This window comes from Comamonas sp. AG1104, from assembly GCF_003350425.1.
GTDB classification, from domain to species: domain Bacteria; phylum Pseudomonadota; class Gammaproteobacteria; order Burkholderiales; family Burkholderiaceae_C; genus Comamonas; species Comamonas testosteroni.
In genome coordinates, this window is sequence record NZ_QQAS01000007.1 from 70783 (window position 1) to 91313 (window position 20531).

Sequence of the window (20531 nt, forward strand, 5' to 3'; positions counted from 1 at the left end):
GCCTGAGCGCTGGCTTACTTGCGCTTGTCAGCGATGGCCGAGGACACCACCATGTCCAGCACATAGACATAGCTTGAAGCATCGGCGGGAACATTTTGGCGCTTGAAGCGGTTGATGCGCAGCACATTGCTCACACCGGCTTCGTGCTTGTAGCCTTCAATCTCGCTGTAGAAGTTCTCCCACTGGCCGGTATAGGTCTTGACGCCGTTGTCGCCGTAGCGGATCTCGCGCACCTGTAGACACTGATGGCGGCCTGCACCTGCACTACAGGCCTTGCGCTCGGGGCCGACCTCGAGAAATATGCGTTCGGGCGCACCGCCGTATTGGGTCTGGGCGGTGGGCTTGCCGTTGAGCTGCCAGCGAGTGCCATCAATGAACTGCAGCGTCAGGCGAGGCTGTTCGGTAGTGGAGCCGCCGAGCTGCACGTTCCACTGCTTGGCGGTGGGCAGAATGCGCGCTACCTTCTGCTCCAGCATCATCAGCTGGTTGTCATTGCAGGCACGCAGGGTGCTCATGCCGCGCTGCAGATTGATGCGCTGGCCTTCAACGGTGTAGGCCGACGAGATGACATTGCACAGATTCTTGACGACGACGCGCTGGTCCACGAAGTCCAGCTCGATAGGTGCCTGGCTGGAGCCCAGAAACCAGCTCTGGTCCTCATTGCCAGCCGGTGTGTAGGCCTGCTGCAGTTTCCAGTGATAGGCGGTCAGCGACGCGGCATCGCCTGCGGGGCCTGTAGGGCCGGGCTTGCTTGCACCGCCGCCGCTTGTCGTACCGCAGGCGGCAAGCGTCATGGAAGCAACAAGGGGAAGGCACCAGGTCCAGCGAAATTTCATAGGGTTTCCTTAAGGTGGAATAGAGGAATACGGCAAACCGTGTCAGCAGAAGCAGAGTCTCTGTTGACCATATCAGTTCCCTGCGGGTTTTATCTGACCTTAACCCAACGTTGCAGTTGTTTTGCGCTTCGACAACCTCAGAGTGTCAACAAATGCTGCACGCTGACGGGCGGGGAAATCTGATGTGCTGCTCGGGCGTGAAGCCCCTGTAAAGATCGAAAAAATCCGTACAACTAGACAGCGCTTCGTCAAATTAGTCTTTGCCAAGCTGCTACGCTTCAAAGGTTCGGGCCATGAAGAGACTATGGCCCAGGCATCAAGGAGTTTCTGTGCGCTTAGGTGGTGTTGCTTTGTTTGGGCTGAATTGGGGGCGGCTGGGTTCTGTGGGCATATTGGCAGGTTTGCTGGGGGCATGCTCGGCAACCGCACCTCAGCATATGCCGGTCCAGGAGACCTTCGATTCCAGTTCCACGTTTTCCCGCGGCTTTGATGCGACACCGGCACAGACTTGCGAGGCCGCGCGCCGAGCCTTGTTGAGTCAGGGTTATATCGCCACGGCCAGGACGCAGGAGCTGATAGAGGGGCGCAAGAACTTCCAGCCCAATACGGAGACCAATCTGGAAATCAATTTCCGCGTGGTCTGCGTGCCGCAGACCAGCGACGGCCTGGTCAGCCTGGGCTTTGCGACGGCGCTGCAGGATCGCTATTCGCTCAAGAAAAGCGCAACCTCGGCCAGCGTGGGGGTGAGCGCTCTGGGGTCGCTGTCGCTGCCGTTTTCTTCCAGCAACGATTCGCTGGTCAAGGTGGGCAGCGAGACCGTTTCCAAACGCAGCTTCTACGACAGCTTTTTCGAGCTGGTGGAAAACTATCTGAAGCAGGATCAGGATGCACCATAGTTTTGAGCACACCAGTCTGCAGCGCATGGTAGGTGGGCGCTTGCGATTCTGATCTGGTAGCAAGAACTAAAAAGCGGCTCTGCGAGCCGCTTTTTAGTCTGCGAGATCCGTTCAGATGAACAGCGCCGGGTCCACCATGGCGCGGTTCAGCATCACGCTCCAGTGCAGGTGGGGGCCGGTCACGCGGCCAGTGGCTCCGACCTTGCAGAAGGCATCGCCTGTCTGCAACTGATCGCCCGGCTTGCAGTCCACCTGGCTCAGGTGGCAGTACATGGTCAGCAGGCCGCCGCCATGGTCCAGCCAGACCGTGCCGCCGTTGAAGAAGTAGTCGCCCACATCGATCACCTTGCCCGGCAGAGGTGCGCGCACCGGCGTTCCGGTGGGGGCGGCAATGTCCATGCCGCTGTGCGGATTGCGCGACTGGCCGTTGAAGACACGACGCAGGCCGAAGCTGCTGGAGCGGCGGCCCGGCACCGGCACGCGCATGTGCAGGCTGCCGGAAGGCGGCGGCTCGGTGAAGGTGGCCATCACGGTCTTCAGGTGGGCGGCCTCGCGTTCGTAGCGGGCATTGTCTTCGGCAGACAGATCCACCGTCTTGGGCGAGACCTTGAGGCGCTGCTCCACATACTGTTTGTCGCGCACCGTATAGCTCATGCTTCGCAAGCGGCCATCGGTCTTCACGCCAATGCTCTGCTCGCCCGGTGCGGTGGCAAGCGGTATGCCCACGATTGCGGTCCATTCGATCATGTCGCCCACCACCAGAACCTCGGCTTCTGCGGCCGTGACCAGGGGGCGTGCGGAAGCCGGGCCCAGCGACAGGCGTGCGACGCCGCCGGGAACCCTGCTGTCCTGCGGCCAGAGCGCGCCGTCCGAGCTGGCGCTGCGTGCCGCCCAGGCCGGTGCGGCGGCAAACAGCGCTGTTTGTGCCATCCATTGCAGCAGGCGACGGCGTTCGGGCGGGAGAGAGGGGCTGGTGAGGGTTTCGGTCGGCATGGTGCTTATCGGGTTGTGCAGGCATTGTGCTGCATTGCTATCGATAGCGGAGCTAAAGGCGATACAGACATGTGAGCTTTACGCTGGCCAGCCCTTGAAGACCGGCTGCGTGATCAGGGCCGGCGCATGCTCCGGGCCAGGTCCAGCTGTTCCCGCTGCTCCAGGGCCTGGACTGCACCAAGCCGGTCGCGCTGCTGCTTGTTCTGGCTCAGCTTGAACTTGGCTTCCAGGCGGTCGACAGTAATTTCCAGGCCCACGATGGCGCCGAGCATGCGTTGCAGGTAGTCGGGCGGAGCGTCGCTCATCTTCCATGGGGCTTCGGCATTGTTGCTGGCCTCGTGGCGGCGGGTGAGCCGGCCCACCACGCCGCGCACGAACTTTTCATCGTCGCGCACGCTGATGCGGCCGTGCGCGTGGACCACACGGTAGTTCCAGGTCGGCACCTGCTCGTGGGTCTCGTGCTTGCTGGGATACCAGCTGGGAGAGATATAGGCCTGCTCGGCACGGAAGATCACCAGCACGGAGTTGTCGTCCCGGATCTGCTGCCACACAGGATTGGCGCGTGCCACGTGGGCGATCAGTCGCAGCATGCCATCCTCGTCCTGCAGCAACTCGAATGGCAGGTGATTGGCATCCAGCCCCGCATCGGACTGGGTGACCAGGCAACCCAGCGGGTGAGCCTGGATCAGGGCATGCAGGGCGGTGGGGTCGTCGACCTTGAAATGGCTGGGGTTGTACATGAAGGCTGCTGCAATGAGTGGTGCAAAAACGAATGAGCTTTTATGAGCTTGTTTATACCGTCATGCAGGCTGCGCGCCGAGAAGCCGCCTGCATGGCAGGCGGCATGGCACGAAGGCGAGTGGCGTTTCAGCGGTGCTCTCGATCCCCGCGCGAGCGGCCCTCGGAGCGCGCCGCTTGCATGCGAGCCTGTTGCTCGGCCTGGTGCTGCTGAGCCTGCTGGTGGCGTTGGGCCTGTTCCTGCGCCCGTTGTTGCTGCATCTGGGCTTGCTGCTGGCGTTGCTGTTGTTCACGGGCCTGTTGCTGCTGCATTTGCTGCTGGCGCTGAGCTTGCTCCTGAGCGCGCTGCTGTTGCATCTGGGCTTGCTGCTGGCGCTCCTGCTGCTCTCGGGCTTGCTGCATTTGCCGCTGGCGCTGGGCCTGCTCCTGGGCGTGCTGCTGTTGCATCTGGGTTTGCTGCCGATGCTCTTGCTGTTCACGGGCTTGCTGCTGCATTTGCTGCTGGCGCTCCTGCTGCTCTCGGGCTTGCTGCATTTGCTGCTGGCGCTGGGCCTGCTCATGGGCCCGCTGCTGTTGCATCTGCTGCATCTGGGCTTGCCGTCGCTCCTGTTGCTCGCGGGCTTGCTGCATTGGCTCCTGTGGGCGTTGCTGCAAGGCTTTCTCCGTCATGGCAGCCTGCATCTGTGGTGCCTGCGGCGGATGGCGATCATGTGGGGCTTGCGGTTGCATCAAGGCATTGCCATTGGATGCGCGCGGCCCGCCTGGAGCCTGGCTGGGGCCCTGGGCAAAGTCCGGCCGCCCCTGAGGCTGTGTCGCCAGGGGGCTTGATGCTGGTTGGCGCTGGTTCAGGACATGGCCGCCGGCTGCGAGGGCGGCGGCACCGACGGCTGCGCCCGCTGCTGCGCTCGCTGCCATCGTGCCATGCCCAGTAAGCACGCCTGCTGCCTGGGGCTGCCCGGCCGGCTCGCGGCGCTCGCCTGAGGCATTTTCATGGATGTTGTTGATGTAGGTGTTGTCCGTGCGATGGATGTTCTGCACCACGGTTCGCGACTGGGATATATAGGTTGTGTTGTTGTAGACCACAGCCGGACGTGCCTGCGGGGGCGGGGGGCGCTCGCCGTGACGCCAGGGCCTTTCAGGATCGCCCCAGTGCATATTCCAGGCATTCCAGCCCCAGGACGGATGCCTGTCCATGGACCCGGCCAGCACGATGGCGGTGCCAAAGCCCAGCAGGCCGGCCATCACGGGCACGCCGGCCACGGGAGCCGGAGGCGGCACCTCCACATAACGGTAGCCGCCATATACGGGCAGCGGCTGACCGTAGACCGCAGCCGGGTCGTACTGAGGAACGTAGACCGTATCCACCTGGGAGGGGCTGATTTCAATGAACTGCTCCGGTGGCTCTATGACCGGGTCGGGCAGCGGTGTGACCACGGCTCCTGGCGTATAGGCCACGGCGGCGGGCGTGGACGCCAGGTTGACCTTGAGCTGGCTGGAGGTCTTGAGCGTGCCGGCCTTGTAGGCCCGGCTGCGCATGACCTGTATGGCGTTCATCACATCCGAGGGATCGTTGTAATAGGCCTTGCCTAGCGCCGTGGTCCAGGGCAGGTTGGAGGCCAGCTGTTCCAGCACGTTGGGAAACTGGGTCAATGATTTGACGGACGGGTCCCAGTTCTGGGCGTTGACGGCATTGCTCAGCGCCGTCCTCTGCAGACCGGGGTTTTGCCCCAGCCAGGTTTCGGCGGCGCTGATCTGGTCTGGATAGGTGGCACCGGCCAGGATCTGGGCCACCAGCTTGTCCGGGTAAAGCGCAATCGGCGCCACCATCCGGTAGAGCGCGTCTGCATCGGGTGGCACATAGGCTGCGGGCTGAGGCTGTGCGGCATCGGGCGTGGCAGCCGGTGCCAAGGCCGATGGCGCACTGTCCGCCTTGATCGGCGAATCCTTGTCGTTGCAGGCGCTCAGCGCCATGGCGGCGGCCAGGGCGATCACGCTCGGGTGCCATAGGCGGGCGACCGTGCTTGGCTGCTGTTCCGGCTGCTCAGGCCGGGTCCGGGGGAAATGCGACATCTGACGCTCCTTGCGCCGCACAGTGCAAGTCACGGTGCTATGGCGGATGCTGTTTTAACGCCAGTGTTGAGCCGTTGTTGACAGAGTGTTGTAAGCAAATCAAGCGTGTGGCGGCAGTCCGTGCTCAGAGAGGAACTGGCAAATTTTGATAGCTGTTATTGCAGTTTGAGTAATGCTTTGATGCTAAAAATAGTGAAAATTTACGGCAAAAAATGCAAGGGGCAGCTTCTCGGCTGCGTCACCAAGCTCGGGGCACTATCTCCCATGAAAAAGGCCTGCGCGAGGCAGGCCTTGGAGCTATCCGTGAAGTAGCACGCCGGTCACATTATTCGGTCATGGTGCCCATGAGTGTGCTCGTGCCCATGGCGTCCAGCGGCTTGCCGTTGACCTGGAATTCACCCTTGGCATAGACGATCTCGGTGCGCATCTTGCCGTCCTTGTCCTCGAAGATGCCTTGCTCCTTGAGCATGTCAAGGCTGGCTTGAGTCTGGGCCTTGGCGGTTTCCTCGATATCTTCGGGCTTGTACTCGCTCTCGCCTTCAAACACGGCCAGCAGGCTGGAGCGCCTGCGCGAGAGCATCATGTTTTCCATGAAGGGCTTGGGCATATCGGCCTTGAGGCTGACCTTCAGGTCCTGCAGCAGAGTGCCCATCTTCTGGCCATCGCCCAGATATTGAATGGCAGCCGCGAATTCGCTCACGCCATCGGGGGTGCGCATGGACAGGCGTTTGAGTTCGATCACGGGCTGGCGAGCCAGGGCCTGTGTGAGCGACTTGAGCATTTTCTCGCGCAGATCGCCGCTTTGCTGCTCGTCGGTGTCCTCACCGTCCCCAGCTTCGCCAGCAGCACCGAGCAGCGGGTTCTTGCGCTTGCTCATTTCCACAACCTGGTTGATCCAGTTGGCATCGACATTGTTGAACGCCATGTCCAGCACTAGGTCGTCAGCCTGCTTGTCTTCGAGTTTGGCGGTCTTGATGCCGGTCTTGAGCGTCATTTCCACGACCTCGCCCTTGAGGATGGTGTCCGAATCCATGGTGATGCCTTCGAAGTGGCTGGCAGAGCTCTTGCCTTCCTCTTCCTGCTTGGTGGCGGCAATCTTGGCAATCGTCATGGCAAACGGACCGGTCCAGAACTGCTGGCCCGAGGGCTGCTTCATGTCGAAACGCATATCGGCCTTGTCCAGCGTCACGCTGCCTTCCTCGTCCTTGAACTGCAGGCCGGCGAAGCTGCCCGTGCCCTTGGCGGCCTTCATGTCGGCGGGCATGTCCCAGACGATCTTCATGCCGCCCCAGTTCATTTCGCTGTCCTTGATCTTGCTGCTCACGGCCGGCGATGTCATGACGTTGGAGCTGCTGCGGCCCCAGCCGACCTTGGTGTCGACTTCCAGCGGAGAGCGGCCGTTGAGCGCAGTCTTCAGCTCCGGGTCTGCATTCTCGGGCAGATTGAAGCTGGTGTGAATCTCGGCGGCATGGCCCAGGGGGAGCGGTCCGTGGCTGATCTTGTGCTCTGCGGTGAACTGGACGGGCTCGTCGCCACTGTCCAGCGTCCATACCGTTTTGGCAGTGGAAGAAAAAGCACCGCGGTCATAGCTGGTGACCTGAATCTTCACGCCATGCTCGCTCCACTTGTCCAGACCTTCGGTAAAGCTTTGCTGCAGCTTGCCGCCCATGTAATAGCTGGTGCCCAGTGTTCCTGCCACGATCACGGCGACGGCCGCTGCAATGCCTGCTCCTGCTTTTCTGTTCATTATTGACCTTTGATGAAAATAAAAAATCCGCGAATGAATTGCGGATTGGTAATGTTGTGGTGAGCAGGATTCTAGAAAGAAAATAATCAAATGCTCTGAATTTCAGAACATTTTATGCAAATGTTTATCGAGTATTGAAAATCAATACCGACGGTATTCATTTCAATATGTAACCGTGATTCAGGGGTGCTATCCATTTCTCGGTCGGAGAGCCGAATAGCTGTTCTCGGAATAAATGCCGCAGCGGTATGCGCAATAAAAAAGGCTGCCAGTGAATCCTGGCAGCCTTGCTGAAACCGACTGGAGCGTTTACTTGCCCCAGCTGTCCTTGAGTCCGGTGATCTTGTTGAACACGGGCTTGTCGCTGCGGTGATCCTTGCGGTCGGCCACAAAGTAGCCAAAGCGCTCGAACTGGAACTTGTCATCAGCCTGTGCCGCCTTGAGCGAAGGCTCCACATAGGCGGTGACGACCTTGAGGCTGTCGGGGTTCAACAGGCTCAGGAAATCCTTGCCGCCGGCATCGGGTTGCGGGTCGGTGAACAGACGGTCGTACATGCGCACTTCGGCCTGCAGGCCGTCGGCCACGCCCACCCAGGTGATGGCTGCCTTGACCTTGACGCTGTCGGCGCCCGGTGTGCCGCTCTTGGTGTCGGGCACCACGGTTGCCAGCACCTTGGTCACATTGCCGTCGGCATCCTTTTCGGCGCCCGTGCATTCGATCACATAGCCGCCCTTGAGACGGACCTTGTTGCCGGGGAACAGGCGCTTGTAGCCCTTGGGCGGCACTTCGGCAAAGTCTTCGCGCTCGATCCAGACTTCACGGCCAAGGGTGAAACGACGCTCCGGCACGGTTTCACCTTCTGCAGCGTGGGGCAGGGCGGGCAGGTGGCAGTCCTCCAGGTGTCCGGCGCTGCCAAAAACCTCGGCCCAGTTGCTGAGCTCGAGCTTGACCGGGTCCAGCACGACCATGGCGCGGTGTGCCTTGTTTTCCAGATCTTCACGCAGGCAGCCGTCCAGCGTGCCGTAGTCGATCCAGGCGTAGTCCTTGGTCACGCCGATGCGTTCGCAGAAGTTGCGAATGGACTCAGGCGTGTAGCCGCGGCGGCGCAGGCCGACCACGGTGGGCATGCGCGGGTCGTCCCAGCCTGTGACGAACTGGTTGTCCACCAAGTGCTTGAGCTTGCGCTTGCTGGTGATCACATAGGTCAGGTTCAGGCGCGAGAACTCGTACTGGCGGGGCTGGGGGGCATCGATCAGACCGCCTTCGCGCAGGTGGTTCAGCAGCCAGTCATAGAAAGGGCGCTGATCCTCGAACTCCAGTGTGCAGATGGAGTGGGTGATGTGCTCGTAGGCATCCTCGATGGGGTGCGCAAAGGTATACATCGGGTAGATGCACCACTGGTTGCCGGTGTTGTGGTGCTCGGCATGGCGCACACGATAGATGGCCGGGTCGCGCAGATTGATATTGGGTGCGGCCATGTCGATCTTTGCGCGCAGCACGGCAGCGCCATCGGCGAGCTTGCCGGCTTTCATGTCGGCAAAGCGCTGCAGGTTTTCGGCCACGGAGCGGTCGCGGAAGGGGCTGTTCACGCCGGGACGGGTGAAGTCGCCGCGGTTGGCCTTCATCTCGTCGGCCGACTGCTCGTCCACATAGGCCAGACCTTGCTCGATCAGGTAGACCGCACAGCGGTACATGAAGTCGAAGTAATTGCTGGCGAAATAGAGGTTCTCGTGTCCGTCGGCATCCTTCCAGTCAAAGCCCAGCCAGCGCACGGCATCGATGATGCCGTCCACATATTCCTGATCTTCCTTTTCCGGATTGGTGTCGTCGAAGCGCAGATGGCAGACGCCGCCGAAATCGCGTGCCAGACCGAAGTTCAGGCAGATGGACTTGGCGTGGCCCACGTGAAGATAGCCGTTGGGCTCTGGCGGAAAGCGGGTGCGGATCTTGGCTTCGTCGACCTGGCCGCTCTGGTGATGCTGGGCATCGCCGGGCGCGCCGCCCCAGTGACGGGTGGCATAAGTGCCCTTGTCCAGATCCGATTCGATAATCTGGCGCAGGAAGTTGGTGGGCTTGACCGCTTCGGAGGCGGAGTCGTTGGATTTGGAGGCGTCAGCAGAGCTCATCGCACCATTTTAGGCCGGCTGCCATGACCTCATGTCGATCTGCGGACACTGCAGCTTTGCCTCGTGTGCATTTGGACACAATGTTTTTGAGGAATCATGCCATCCTGACGGGACTCTGAAACGTTATATCCCCAAGGGCCGAAGGCGCTGCACAGGTTTGCAAGCTTGCCCCCGGTGACTCATAAACAGAGGAGAGATTGTGATGTCCAGAACAACTTCCCCCCGCATGGCCAAGCTGCTTGCTGCTGGCTCTATCGTTGTGGCAGGCCTGATGGCTGCCGCAGGCGCCCAGGCGCATGGTGGCGTCAGCCTGTCGGTCGGTATCGGCGTGCCCGGCGTGGCCGTGGGTGTCGGCGCTCCCGTTTACGCTACGCCCTATGTGGCACCAGCTCCGGTCTACATGCCGCCACGCCCCGTCTACTATGCGCCTCCGGCACCGGTCTACTATGCGCCGCCGCCGCCCGTGTATCGTCCCGCACCCGTGATGGTTGTTCCCGGCCCGGTCTATTACGGTGGCGGCCCGCGCTGGCGTGGTCATCGCCATCATCATCACTATCGCTGATGGCATCGATGACAGAGCCCTGAAAGACTCTGCACCACAGACGGCTGCCCAGGCAGCCGTTTTTTATGCCTGCGGGTCGGGTGCCGCGCTCGCATAATCCGGGGCAGTCCTCAAAAACCAGGAGAGTGCTTCCGTGAAAACCGTCTATGTCCTCAATGGCCCGAATCTCAATCTGCTGGGCATGCGCGAACCCGCCATCTATGGCTCGGCCACGCTGGCCGATGTCCAGAAGCTCTGCGAGCAAGCTTGCGTGCGCCATGGCCTGAAGCTGGAGTTCCGTCAGAGCAACCATGAGGGCGAACTGGTGGACTGGATTCACGAGGCGGGCCGTCTGCACGCCAAGGGAGAGTTGCAGGCGCTGATCATGAACGCCGCAGCCTATACCCATACCAGTGTGGCAATTCTCGATGCCGTCAAGGGCACGGCCGTGCCGCTGGTGGAACTACACATCAGCAATGTCCATGCGCGCGAGAGCTTTCGGCACCATTCCTATTTGTCGGCCACGGCGCGCGCCGTGATGTGCGGCTTTGGTGTGGCCGGCTACGGCCTGGCCATCGATGCGGTGGCGCAGTGGTGACATCGGCGGTTGAAGCAGCCTGCTCCCTGGACCAGGTCTCGCAGGAGCTGGGTATTGACTTGCCACCAGCGATTGCCCGGCTGCAGGCCACGGCGCAGCGCGTGCAGACCCGGCTTGGCGAAGCCGCCGACAGCGGCGCGATGATCTGGCATGGCTGGCAGCCACCGGCCGGGGTGGCGCCGCGTGGCTTGCCGCTGGTGCTGCTGCATGGCGGCAGCGGCAGCTGGACGCATTGGTTGCGCGTGATTCAGCCTTTGACAGAGGCTGGTTATAGCCTGTGGCTGGCAGATCTGCCGGGTTTTGGCGAATCCGATGGCGTGCCCGGGGGCATGGATGTGGACACCATGCTGGAGCCTCTGGCCTATGGCATCCGGCAACTGCTGGGCAATGCCGGTGCAGGCCCTGTCTGCGATCTGGTCGGTTTTTCCTTTGGCGGCATGACCGCCGGTCTGCTGGCCGCCGAGCATCCGGAGCTGGCCCGCAAACTGGTGGTGGTCGGTGCTCCCGGCATGGGCATGACCGAAGGACGCAGCGTGCGCCTGCTGGGCTGGCGTCATCTGCCGGGTCTGGAGGCGCAGATGCAGGCCCATCGCCACAATATCGCGGCCCTCATGCTGCATGACGCGGCGCTGATCGATGAAGAGACGCTGGCGCTGCATGCACTCAATGTGGCTCGTGACCGGCTGCCGCGCAGACGGCTGTCGCGCACCGATGTGCTGGCCCGGGCTCTGACCCGTATCAAAGTGCCGGTTGCGGCGATCTACGGCGAGCATGACCCTCTGTATGCGGGCTGCCTGGCCGAACTGCAACTGCTGATGCAGCGACAGTGCCAGGGGGCACTGGACTGGCAGATGATGCGAGGCGTGGGCCATTGGGCCCAGCACGAGGACCCGACCACCTTCTGCGCCGCGCTGCAGGAGGCTCTGCTGTGAGCAATGCTGCCGTCTACGAACTGACCGAGGCCGATGTGCAATGGAGCGCCGTGCGCTCGCAAGGCCCTGGCGGCCAGAATGTGAACAAGGTGGCCAGCGCCGTGCACCTGCGCTTTGATGTCCGGGCCTCGCGTCTGCCGCCCGATGTTCAGCAGCGCTTGCTGGCGCTGGGCGATTCGCGCATCACCACCGATGGGGTGGTGGTCATCAAGGCGCAGAAGTACCGCACCCAGGAACACAATCTGTGGGATGCACTGCAGCGCCTCAATGCGTTGGTGGCCACGGTTGCCAGGCCACCACGCCCGCGCAAGCCGACCAAGCCGACCTGGGGCTCGCAGCAAAGACGCTTGCAGGGTAAAAGCCTGCGCTCCGGCATCAAGGCTTTGCGCGGCCGGGTGCATGACTGAGCTTGTGTAGCGGCAAAGCCACGCTCAGGTCAGTCAACTGTATCAAAAGGCATGTGCGCACCCCGTCGGGCCGGGTGCGGATCGGTCAGCTGGCTGCGGGTCTGCGCTATATTGTTTTGATAGCTGCAGTCGCAGAATGCAAAAGCGCTACAGCCTGTTTCCCATCAAATTCCGTGCTGCCTTCGGGGGTTGTCCATGAGCACATTGCCTTTGACTTATCTGGAGCGGCCCGCGCAGCTTGCCGCCGGTCAGCCTGCCTGGCTGCTGGTGCTCATGCATGGCGTGGGCAGCAATGAGCAGGACCTTTTCGGCCTGGTGCCCTATGTGCCGCCGCAGTTCCATGTGCTCAGTCTGCGCGCGCCCTTTGCCATGGGCATGGGCGCCTATGCCTGGTTTCAGTTCACCGTGGATGCCGATGGCACGCGCCATATCAATGTGCCGCAGGAGCAGCAGGCGCGCATTTTGCTGCAGCAGACGGTGGAGCAGGCAGCACAGCAACTGGACATCCCGCCCGAGCGTGTGGTGCTGGGAGGCTTCAGCCAGGGCGGCATCATGAGCCTGAGCCAGATGCTGACGCAGCCTCAGACCTTCCGTGCCGCACTGGTCTGGCACAGTCGTCTATTGCCCGAGATCGCGTCGCTGCACGCGCCCGCTGCCGCCTTTGAGGGTAAGTCGGCCTGGGTCAGCCACGGCACTTATGACAATGTGATCCCGCTGACCAGCGCTCATGCCGTGCGTGACCGCCTGGCCTCCTTGCCGTTGCAACTGAGCTATCACGAGTATCCGGGTGCCCATGAGATCCGGCCCGAAGAGCTGAGGGCCAGCATGCAGTGGCTGCAGGATCTGACGCAGTCAGCGGATGACTTCGGCGGCGACGGCGATCAGTGACCGGCGGTCTTTGAAAACAGATTGATCACCAGCACGCCGCCCACAATCATGGCCATACCGGCTAGAGCGGGGGCATCGAGCTTCTGGCCCTGCCAGAAATAGGCAACGGCCGAGACCAGCACGATGCCCACGCCGGACCAGATCGCATAAGCCACGCCCGTGGGAACGGTGCGCAGCGTCAGCGACAGCAGATAGAAAGAAATCGCATAGCCCACCAGGGCAACAGCGGTGGGGCCGAGCTTGGAGAAGCCGTCCGACCTGGCGAGGAAGGAAGTGGCAATCACCTCGCAGATGATGGCCAGGCCCAGATACAGGTAATTTGTCATTCCGGGCACTGTAGTGCGGCCGGAGCCAGGCTGTTTCCAGCCCAGCTCCAAGACCCTGGGCGGCTTCCGGCCGTTATTGCCAAAATCCAGCGGCTGTGCGCACATCGCCTGGGGCAATGTGCGAGGCCAGGTCACGCCGGATCAGATGGCGGGGTACTCGCCCGTGCCCTCGGGCCAGGGCGTCAGCACCTCGAACCCGGTCTCCGTCACCAGCACCATATGCTCCCACTGGGCGGACAGCGATTTGTCGTTGGTGATCACGGTCCAGCCGTCAGACAGTTCGCGCGTGGCGGCCTTGCCGGCGTTGAGCATGGGCTCGATGGTGAAGATCATGCCAGGCTGCAGCATCAGTCCCTGGCCGGGCGTGCCGTAGTGCAGCACCTGGGGCTCGTCGTGATAGACCTTGCCGATGCCGTGACCGCAGTACTCGCGCACGATGGAAAAGCGCTCACGCTGGGCCACGGTCTGGATGGCATGGCCCACATCGCCCAGCGTGGCTCCAGGCTTGACTGCGCGGATGCCGGCCACCAGGGCTTCATAGGTGGTGTTGACCAGGCGCCTGGCCAGATTGCTGGGCTGGCCCACGTAGTACATGCGGCTGGTGTCGCCGATCCAGCCTTCGGGCGTGGTCACTGCGACGTCGACATTGACGATGTCTCCGTCCTTGAGGACCTGCTTGGCATCGGGGATGCCGTGGCAGACCACATGGTTGACGGAAGTGCATACGGTCTTGGGGAAGCCGTAGTAGCCCACATTGGTGGGCGTGCATTTCAGCTCGTTGACGATGTAGTCGTGACAGATCTTGTCCAGCTCCTCGGTGCTGACGCCGGGCTGCACATGGGGCGTGAGCATGGCTAGCACCTTGGCGGCCAGGCCGCCGGCCTTGCGCGAGAGGTAGATGTCGGTGGCGTCATGAATGGGCACGACTTTCTGCTTGCCGCGCTTCATTGCATGCCTCCCACAAGGCGCACCGGACGGGGGCGGCGCACGGCGGCCTCGACTTCATGTGCGCTGGCTGGCTGCAGCTCGCGCTCGGCTTGCTGCAGCAGCAGGGCGCAGATGCCTTCGTAGTTGAGCTGGGGGTGATGCTCGGCCAGCTGGCCTACACGCAGCCAGTGCTCGGCCTGGGCATTGATGGAGCGGCCGAGGGCCGCGCTGGAGACACGAATCTGGTCGTGCAACTGGTCTGAAATTTTGACGATTCCCATGGCCGAGCATCATAAGGTCTGTATACGTTTCGTATATTGACAAACGCAAATTGCATGGTTGAAGCAGCGGTTTTGCCACTGCTTGACAAGCGCTGTTCGTCGAATGGGGTTTTAAGGCCACGTCGTACGACATGGCGCTCAAGAAGTTGATAGCGCTCTGCGCTTGATTGACATTGCTTGCAGCCATGGTTGTTCAGAAAATTGAAAGCTTTTAAGGCAGGCCTTGCATTCGTGCAGCTCAAGTCTTATAAAAGATATATATCATCAGTGTTTGCCTTGTCCATATTGAGTTTCATGCTATAAAAATTGAAGAACAATCAATGCGTGCCAGACATCTTGAGATGTTCTGGCGTCCGGTCACAACAGACGCAGAGTCAGGGTCGTTCATGGAAAACGCAGTCAACCAAGCAGAGCAGGGCGAGCAGCCCGTCACCGAATCCCAGGAGCCGCAAGCTCGAAAGCCACAGCATCCACGCAATGGGCATGCGGCCCGCATCGTGGTCGTGGGCGGCGGTGTGGCGGGGCTGGAGGTGGCCACTGCCCTGGGCAAGCTCAAGAGCGAGAGCATTGACACGGTGACGCTGGTGGACAGCGACTCCGCCCATGTCTGGAAGCCCATGCTGCACACGATTGCCGCTGGCACCCGCGATCTGGCTCAGCAGCAGACCACTTATCTTGCCCAGGCCACCGATGCCGACTTTGCCTACCAGCCCGGCGAGATGTGCGGCCTGGACCGCGAGGCACGCGAAATTCTGCTGGCCCCCATCTATGCCCCTGATGGTCGCGAGCTGGTGGCGGGGCGGCGCCTTGCGTATGACAAGCTGGTGATTGCGGTGGGCAGCGGTGCCAACGACTTCGGCACGCCCGGCGTGCATGAGCATTGCTTCATGATCGATTCGCGCCGCAAGGCCGATGCCTTCAACCAGGAAATCCGGCTGCGCATGGTGCGCTGCATGACCAGCGGCGAGCAGCTGCAGGTCGCCATCGTAGGCGGCGGTGCCACGGGGGTTGAGTTGGCGGCAGAGCTGGTCCAGCTTGCAGAAAGTGCCACGGCCTACGGCGCATTGGGCGAGGCGGCCAAGTTCCGCATCGTGCTGATTGAGGCAGGCTCGCGCCTGCTGCCCAGCTTTCCCGAAGAAATCTCTGAAGCCACGCGCGTGCGGCTGCAGGCCCTGGGCGTTTCCGTGATCGTCGGCGGCCGCGTCAGCCGTGCGACGGAGCAAGGTTTTGAGCTGGCCAATGGAGAGCTGGTTCCCGCCAGCCTGCGTGTCTGGGCGGCCGGGGTCAAGGCGCCGGAATTTCTGATGCAGCTGGGTTTGCAGACCACGCGCAGCAATCAGCTGCTGGTCAATGACGAGATGCAGACCAGCGACCCCGATATCTATGCCCTGGGCGACTGCGCCAGCTATACCTTGCCGGGCAAGCAGGAGGCCTTGCCTCCCACGGCCCAGGTGGCCCACCAGCAGGCCCGCTATCTGATCGAGACCCTGCCCCATGTGCTGGAGCGTCCCGGCGCCAAACCTGTAGGCTTTGCCTATCGCGACTTTGGCGCGCTGGTGTCCCTCGCGCATTACGACGCCTATGGCTCGCTGGGAAAGTTCGGCCTGTTCAACGGTGGTGTGATCCGTGGCCGCATGGCCATGCTCAGCCACATCATGCTGTACCGCTCGCACCAGGCAAGGCTTTACGGCTTCTGGCGCGGTGGCCTGCTGTGGCTGATCGATCTGATGAATGCGCGGCTGCGTCCCTCCATCCGTCTGGACTGAGCTACAAAAGCCCTTCGATGGGCAGCCAGCTCAGCACCCGCACCATGAAGCGTTGCCACCAACTGGTGCCGGGGTCCGCACTGAAGACCTGGGTTTCATGGGGCGGTTGCGGATTCTGGCCTGTCCAGCTGAGCCTGCCCTGCGGGTCCAGTTGCACCTTGTAGGCCATGCGCGGCAGATGCTGGTCCAGGCTGGTGCTGACCTGCTGGCTCAGGGCCGGGTCTTGGATGACCACGCCCATTTCGGTATTGAGCATGGCCGAGCGCGGATCGAAGTTGAAGGAGCCGACAAAGAGCTGCTTGCCGTCGACCGCGAAGGTCTTGGCATGCAGGCTGGCGCCGGAGCTGCCCGTGGTGGCCGAGCTGCCGCTTAGCGCGGCGGGTGACGGGGCTTCGCGCTTGGGAGCCTTTTCGGCAGGATCGCTCTTCCGGGTCTTGTCTGGCTCGTTGGCTGCGGGCTGACTGCGCAGATCGATCTGGCGGCGCATTTCGTAGAGTTCCACGCCCATCTTCAGCAGCGGCTTGCGGTATTTCTCGTAGCCTGCATGCACCACAGCCACATCGGTTGCCTCCAGGCTGTTGGTCAGAATGCGCACCCGCACCCCTTGCTGGCGCAGGTGAGCAAAGGTGTCGACTCCGGCCTGGGTTGGCACGAAATAGGGCGACACCACTTCCAGCAACTGCTGTGGCTGGCCAATCACCGGCTGGAGCTGGGACAGCAGCAAGTCCTCGGGCGCTGCTTCGCGCAGGACCTTGGCCGGGTCGTCGCTGACCAGGGTGGTCTCGGCCCATTGCAGCGGCAGCCGACCCGCCAGCAAGTCGGTGCTGAAGCGGCTGCGGCTAACGGCCTGCACATAGGCCTGGGATTCCGGGCGATTCACATCAGCGTGCAGGCCTGCATAGACCTTGTCCACGGCCTGCTGTGGCATGGCGGGCAGCAGGCTGGCTGCCGGGTAGGCGGAGGGGCTGCTCCAGTAACGGTCGAATTCCGCTGCAACCTCGCTCACCACCGAGCCTGTAGCCACCACATCGAGGTCGGCGAACAGTACGCCATCGGAGGCGGCAAAGTACTCGTCGCCGATATTGCGCCCGCCAACAATGGTGGCGGCGGAGTCGGCCGTGTAGCTCTTGTTGTGCATGCGCCGCTGGGTGCGCGCGAAGTCCGTTACATAGCCGATCGCCTTGGGTGTGCGCAAAGCGAAGGGGTTGAACAGCCGCACCTCGATTTGCGGATGTTGGTCCAGGGCTGCCAGCATGGCGTCCATGCCGCCGGTGCCGCCATCGTCCAAGAGCAGGCGTACGCGCACGCCGCGGTCTGCCGCGAGCAGCAACTCATCGAGCAGCAAATGGCCTGTGGTGTCGTTGCGCCAGATGTAGTACTGCACATCGAGCGTGCGCTGCGCAGCCCGGGCCAGCAGCGCACGGGCCGCATAGGCGTCATGGGCGTCGGCCAGCATATGGATGCCGCTTTGCCCGGGATGCGCCTGCTGTAGCGGCGCCAGCGCCTGGCCGAGCCGGGTTTGTAGGGCCTGCTCAGCGCTCAGGGCCTTGCTGGCCATGCGATCCGGCAGGGGGGGCAGACCGCAGCCCGACAGCAGTCCGGCGATCAGCAGGGCGGCCGCTGTACCGCGCCACAGGGGAAGTTCGGGTCTCGAGGCCTGTGTGTTTTGCATGATCCGAGTATGCCGCAGCGCATCAGGCGATCTTCACAGGGCCGGCTCGGCGATCTTCCACCACAAAACGTGCCAGCGTATAGAGGCTGCTGTCGGCCTGGAGCGGGTTGCTCACGGCGCGCAGCTCGGTGTTCATGGACTGCGGCGTGATCTCCACGAGGCTGTAGCCACGTTCCTCGCAGCGTGCGAAAACCACCTGGGGGTTGTGGGCCACGATGGCATCCACCCTGGCCTGTGTCGTGCCGCTGTGCGAGCTGATGGAGGTGCCGCAGAATTCGCTGGCAAGCACCGGATTGGCCTTGTCCGGGGCCTGGTCGGGCTGGGCCGAAATGGCGCAGACATAGTTTTGGTGAATGTCTCCACCGAGCAGCACGCTGTTGCGTGGCTGGCTCTCGGCAATCTGGCGCACCAGGCGCTGGCGGGCCTGAGGGTAGCCGTCCCAGCTGTCGGTCGACTGCCGGCCATTGGGATGCTTGCGGGCCGCGAACAAGGTGGTCTGCACCACGGTGCTCCAGCGGGTGGCGTCGACCCTCTCGCGTGCATCGCCCTGCAACTGCCGGGCCAGCCAGCGCTCCTGATCCCAGCCCAGAAAGCTGCGCGCCGGATCTTGCAGGGCAGGGCATTCGGCCGGGTCCACGGTGCCGGTGCTGGCCTTGCCCTCTGGGCGGCAGGCCTGCAGATCGCGGTACTGGCGGCCGTCCAGCAGATGCAGTCTGGCCAGCTTGCCCCATTGCAGGCTGCGGTACAGCGCCAGGCCTTGAAAGTTGCGCTGCAATGCGCTGCCACGCAGTGGCATGTTTTCATAAAAGGCCTGCCAGGCCGCCATGCGTCTTGCTAAGAAGTGAGCGCTGTCCCCTCGTCCGTACTGGGCCACATAATCGTTTTCAACTTCGTGGTCGTCCCAGATGACGGACCAGTTGCACACGGCATGGGCGGCCTGCAGATGGGGGTCGCTCTTGTGCAGTGCATAGCGGTCGCGGTAGTCCTGCAAGGTCTGGGCGGTACGCAGCGGCTGCGCACGCGCCAGTCCATCGGGCTTGGCCGGTTGCGCATATTCATAGATGTAGTCGCCGAGAAACAGCACCAGATCGGGCGAGGCCTGCGCGGTATCGGCCCAGGCGCTGTAGAAGCCATGCTCCCAGCGCTGGCAGGAGGCCACGGCCAGACGCAGCTTGCGCACATCGGCGCCGGCCGTCGGGGCGGTGCGGCAGCGTGCCGTGGTGCTGAAGGCGTCGCCACAGCGGAAACGGTAGAAATACCAGCGGTCAGGGCTCAGGCCGTTGACCTGCACGTGGACGGCATGGCCCCATTCGGCCCTGGCCTGAGCTTGGCCATAAGCCACGGGCTGGCGGAACTGGGCATCATGGGCCACTTCCCAATGCACGGTCTGTGCTGCCAGGTCGGGCGCGGCCGCTGTACCCAGATAGGTCAGAGGTGCTGTCAGCCGCGTCCAGATCAGGATATTGTCGGGTTCCGGGTCGCCGCTGGCCACCCCCAGTGTGAACGGATTGTGGGCCAGTGATTCCGTGGCGCGGGCCCAGGCCGGCAGGGCGCCTACGGCCGTGGCAAGGCTGGAGGCAATCAGAAAGCGCCGGCGATCCGGCGCGGGCGTGTGGACAGGAGAAAACATGGCGATGCTGTGGTGTCGGGGTTTTGTAGCCAGTGGCAGGAAGTATCTCCCCGACCTCACAGTCATCGCTGCGGTTTACTGCAGCTTTACGCGTTGACCAGCACCAGCTTGCCCTGCACCTGGCGCGAGCCCATGCGCTCATAGGCGGCGAATAGCTCGCTCATGGGCATGGTGCGGTCGATCACGGGCTTGATCCTGCCCTGGGCCCACCATTGCGACAGCTCCTGCATCATGGCCGCATTGTTCTGAGGCTCGCGCTTGGCAAAATCGCCCCAGAACACGCCGACCAGGGAAGCGCCCTTGAGCAGCGGCAGGTTCAGCGGCAGCGAGGGGATGGGGCCGGAGGCAAAGCCGATGATCAGATAGCGGCCGCGCCAGGCGATGGAGCGGAAGGCTGGTTCGGCGAACTCGCCGCCCACGGGATCGTAGATCACATCGGGGCCCTTGCCGTCGGTCGCTGCCTTGATGGCTTCCCGCAGATCGCCCTGGCTGTAGTTGATGGTGATGTCCGCACCCTGGGCCTTGCACAGCGCACATTTCTCGTCGGTGGAGGCCGCCGCAATCACCCGTGCGCCAGCCGCCTTGGCAATCTGTATGGCTGCCGTGCCAACGCCCCCAGCTGCGCCCAGCACGAGCACGGTCTCGCCGGCCTTGAGCTGACCGCGATCGATCAGCGCATGGTGGGAGGTGGCATAGGTCATGATGAAGGCGGCGGCATCGACAAAGGGGAAGTTGGCCGGAAGCGGCATGCACATGGCGGCAGGTGCCAGCGTATGCGTGGCGAACCCGCCCGTGCCCGAAAGACAGGCCACATGCTGGCCTGTCTTGAGATGTTTGACCCCTTCACCCACGGCCTGCACCACGCCGGCGTATTCCGAACCCGGCACGAAGGGTAGGGCCGGTTTGATCTGGTATTTGTTCTGCACGATCAGTAGATCGGGAAAGTTCAGGCTGGCAGCCTTGACTTCCAGCAGCACCTGGCCGGGGCCAGGCTGCGGCGTTGGCTGCTCGGTCCATTTCAGGGTCTCAACGCCGGTGGGGGTGGTGCAAAGCCATGCGTGCATATCTTGTCTCCTGATCTTCTTGAGGTGAGATTGGGGGGAATCGGCTCGCAGATGATAGAAGTGTGGCGCGAATGCCGCGTGTCTCTGTCGTG

19 protein-coding genes are annotated in these 20531 nt (G+C 62.6%); 7 read left to right on the top strand and 12 right to left on the bottom strand.

The window, feature by feature from the left end:
• Positions 1-14 precede the first annotated feature (14 nt).
• Complete coding sequence (locus DFO48_RS19550; protein ID WP_003077615.1) at positions 15-836, bottom strand: META and DUF4377 domain-containing protein; 822 nt, start codon at positions 834-836, stop codon at positions 15-17.
• Positions 837-1273: 437 nt separating this feature from the next.
• Between DFO48_RS19550 and DFO48_RS19555 the strand changes: the two genes are divergently transcribed.
• Positions 1274-1732, top strand: a complete 459-nt coding sequence (locus tag DFO48_RS19555; protein WP_003077613.1) for a DUF2242 domain-containing protein — start codon at positions 1274-1276, stop codon at positions 1730-1732.
• A 111-nt stretch (positions 1733-1843) separates the two neighbouring features.
• Here DFO48_RS19555 and DFO48_RS19560 read toward each other — a convergent pair whose 3' ends face one another.
• The 5 genes from DFO48_RS19560 to DFO48_RS19580 form a co-directional block, all read right to left on the bottom strand.
• Positions 1844-2725 (bottom strand): M23 family metallopeptidase, encoded by an 882-nt coding sequence (locus DFO48_RS19560; RefSeq protein ID WP_114864509.1) that lies wholly within the window; start codon positions 2723-2725, stop codon positions 1844-1846.
• A gap of 113 nt (positions 2726-2838) precedes the next feature.
• The gene (locus tag DFO48_RS19565; RefSeq protein WP_114864510.1) at positions 2839-3465 is read right to left on the bottom strand and encodes an FMN-binding negative transcriptional regulator; all 627 of its coding nucleotides are present in this window, start codon (positions 3463-3465) and stop codon (positions 2839-2841) included.
• Between the two features lie 127 nt (positions 3466-3592).
• A complete protein-coding gene (locus DFO48_RS19570) occupies positions 3593-5533 on the bottom strand; it encodes a DUF3300 domain-containing protein (RefSeq protein WP_114864511.1) in 1941 nt (646 codons plus the stop codon).
• A 325-nt stretch (positions 5534-5858) separates the two neighbouring features.
• The gene (locus DFO48_RS19575) at positions 5859-7280 is read right to left on the bottom strand and encodes a YdgA family protein (RefSeq protein ID WP_114864512.1); all 1422 of its coding nucleotides are present in this window, start codon (positions 7278-7280) and stop codon (positions 5859-5861) included.
• 309 nt (positions 7281-7589) lie between these two features.
• Positions 7590-9407 (bottom strand): glutamine--tRNA ligase/YqeY domain fusion protein, encoded by a 1818-nt coding sequence (locus DFO48_RS19580; RefSeq protein WP_114864513.1) that lies wholly within the window; start codon positions 9405-9407, stop codon positions 7590-7592.
• A 226-nt stretch (positions 9408-9633) separates the two neighbouring features.
• Between DFO48_RS19580 and DFO48_RS19585 the strand changes: the two genes are divergently transcribed.
• The 5 genes from DFO48_RS19585 (at position 9634) to DFO48_RS19605 (ending at position 12773) form a co-directional block, all read left to right on the top strand.
• Positions 9634-9969 carry a hypothetical protein gene (locus DFO48_RS19585; RefSeq protein WP_003077602.1) on the top strand — a complete coding sequence of 112 codons (336 nt, stop codon included), beginning with the start codon at positions 9634-9636 and terminating at the stop codon, positions 9967-9969.
• Positions 9970-10102: 133 nt separating this feature from the next.
• A complete protein-coding gene (gene aroQ, locus DFO48_RS19590) occupies positions 10103-10546 on the top strand; it encodes a type II 3-dehydroquinate dehydratase (protein WP_003077599.1) in 444 nt (147 codons plus the stop codon).
• Positions 10540-11478, top strand: coding sequence for an alpha/beta fold hydrolase (locus tag DFO48_RS19595; protein ID WP_114864514.1), 939 nt, complete (start codon positions 10540-10542; stop codon positions 11476-11478). The genes aroQ and DFO48_RS19595 overlap by 7 nt, the downstream gene beginning before the upstream one ends.
• A complete protein-coding gene (gene arfB, locus DFO48_RS19600) occupies positions 11475-11885 on the top strand; it encodes an alternative ribosome rescue aminoacyl-tRNA hydrolase ArfB (RefSeq protein ID WP_114864515.1) in 411 nt (136 codons plus the stop codon). Before DFO48_RS19595 ends, arfB begins: the two co-directional genes overlap by 4 nt.
• A 195-nt stretch (positions 11886-12080) precedes the next feature.
• Complete coding sequence (locus DFO48_RS19605) at positions 12081-12773, top strand: alpha/beta hydrolase (protein WP_114864516.1); 693 nt, start codon at positions 12081-12083, stop codon at positions 12771-12773.
• Here DFO48_RS19605 and DFO48_RS19610 read toward each other — a convergent pair.
• From DFO48_RS19610 to DFO48_RS19620, 3 genes are all read right to left on the bottom strand, one after another.
• Positions 12767-13099, bottom strand: coding sequence for a multidrug efflux SMR transporter (locus DFO48_RS19610; protein WP_043005486.1), 333 nt, complete (start codon positions 13097-13099; stop codon positions 12767-12769). The genes DFO48_RS19605 and DFO48_RS19610 overlap by 7 nt on opposite strands.
• 141 nt (positions 13100-13240) lie before the next feature.
• Positions 13241-14047: a type I methionyl aminopeptidase gene (gene map, locus DFO48_RS19615; RefSeq protein WP_003077586.1), complete on the bottom strand. Its 807-nt coding sequence runs from the start codon at positions 14045-14047 to the stop codon at positions 13241-13243.
• On the bottom strand, positions 14044-14307 hold the full coding sequence (locus tag DFO48_RS19620) for a ParD-like family protein (protein ID WP_114864517.1): 264 nt from the start codon (positions 14305-14307) through the stop codon (positions 14044-14046). The genes map and DFO48_RS19620 overlap by 4 nt, the downstream gene beginning before the upstream one ends.
• A gap of 386 nt (positions 14308-14693) precedes the next feature.
• Between DFO48_RS19620 and DFO48_RS19625 the strand changes: the two genes are divergently transcribed.
• Positions 14694-16073, top strand: coding sequence for an NAD(P)/FAD-dependent oxidoreductase (locus DFO48_RS19625; RefSeq protein ID WP_003077580.1), 1380 nt, complete (start codon positions 14694-14696; stop codon positions 16071-16073).
• 1 nt (position 16074) lies between these two features.
• On the opposite strand, the gene DFO48_RS19630 is transcribed toward DFO48_RS19625, so the two are convergent.
• The 3 genes from DFO48_RS19630 to DFO48_RS19640 form a co-directional block, all read right to left on the bottom strand.
• On the bottom strand, positions 16075-17745 hold the full coding sequence (locus DFO48_RS19630; protein ID WP_114864518.1) for a phospholipase D family protein: 1671 nt from the start codon (positions 17743-17745) through the stop codon (positions 16075-16077).
• A gap of 22 nt (positions 17746-17767) precedes the next feature.
• Positions 17768-19375 (bottom strand): alkaline phosphatase, encoded by a 1608-nt coding sequence (locus tag DFO48_RS19635; RefSeq protein WP_003077576.1) that lies wholly within the window; start codon positions 19373-19375, stop codon positions 17768-17770.
• Between the two features lie 86 nt (positions 19376-19461).
• Complete coding sequence (locus DFO48_RS19640; RefSeq protein WP_114864519.1) at positions 19462-20439, bottom strand: NADPH:quinone oxidoreductase family protein; 978 nt, start codon at positions 20437-20439, stop codon at positions 19462-19464.
• Between the last annotated feature and the right edge of the window lie 92 nt (positions 20440-20531).

Coding starts and splice junctions, on each gene's coding strand:
- DFO48_RS19550 (WP_003077615.1), bottom strand. CDS start 836: ATGAAATTTCGCTGGACCTGGTGCCTTCCCCTTGTTGCTTCCATGACG.
- DFO48_RS19555 (WP_003077613.1), top strand. CDS start 1,274: ATGCCGGTCCAGGAGACCTTCGATTCCAGTTCCACGTTTTCCCGCGGC.
- DFO48_RS19560 (WP_114864509.1), bottom strand. CDS start 2,725: ATGCCGACCGAAACCCTCACCAGCCCCTCTCTCCCGCCCGAACGCCGT.
- DFO48_RS19565 (WP_114864510.1), bottom strand. CDS start 3,465: ATGTACAACCCCAGCCATTTCAAGGTCGACGACCCCACCGCCCTGCAT.
- DFO48_RS19570 (WP_114864511.1), bottom strand. CDS start 5,533: ATGTCGCATTTCCCCCGGACCCGGCCTGAGCAGCCGGAACAGCAGCCA.
- DFO48_RS19575 (WP_114864512.1), bottom strand. CDS start 7,280: ATGAACAGAAAAGCAGGAGCAGGCATTGCAGCGGCCGTCGCCGTGATC.
- DFO48_RS19580 (WP_114864513.1), bottom strand. CDS start 9,407: ATGAGCTCTGCTGACGCCTCCAAATCCAACGACTCCGCCTCCGAAGCG.
- DFO48_RS19585 (WP_003077602.1), top strand. CDS start 9,634: ATGGCCAAGCTGCTTGCTGCTGGCTCTATCGTTGTGGCAGGCCTGATG.
- DFO48_RS19605 (WP_114864516.1), top strand. CDS start 12,081: ATGAGCACATTGCCTTTGACTTATCTGGAGCGGCCCGCGCAGCTTGCC.
- DFO48_RS19610 (WP_043005486.1), bottom strand. CDS start 13,099: ATGACAAATTACCTGTATCTGGGCCTGGCCATCATCTGCGAGGTGATT.
- map (WP_003077586.1), bottom strand. CDS start 14,047: ATGAAGCGCGGCAAGCAGAAAGTCGTGCCCATTCATGACGCCACCGAC.
- DFO48_RS19620 (WP_114864517.1), bottom strand. CDS start 14,307: ATGGGAATCGTCAAAATTTCAGACCAGTTGCACGACCAGATTCGTGTC.
- DFO48_RS19625 (WP_003077580.1), top strand. CDS start 14,694: ATGGAAAACGCAGTCAACCAAGCAGAGCAGGGCGAGCAGCCCGTCACC.
- DFO48_RS19630 (WP_114864518.1), bottom strand. CDS start 17,745: ATGCAAAACACACAGGCCTCGAGACCCGAACTTCCCCTGTGGCGCGGT.
- DFO48_RS19635 (WP_003077576.1), bottom strand. CDS start 19,375: ATGTTTTCTCCTGTCCACACGCCCGCGCCGGATCGCCGGCGCTTTCTG.
- DFO48_RS19640 (WP_114864519.1), bottom strand. CDS start 20,439: ATGCACGCATGGCTTTGCACCACCCCCACCGGCGTTGAGACCCTGAAA.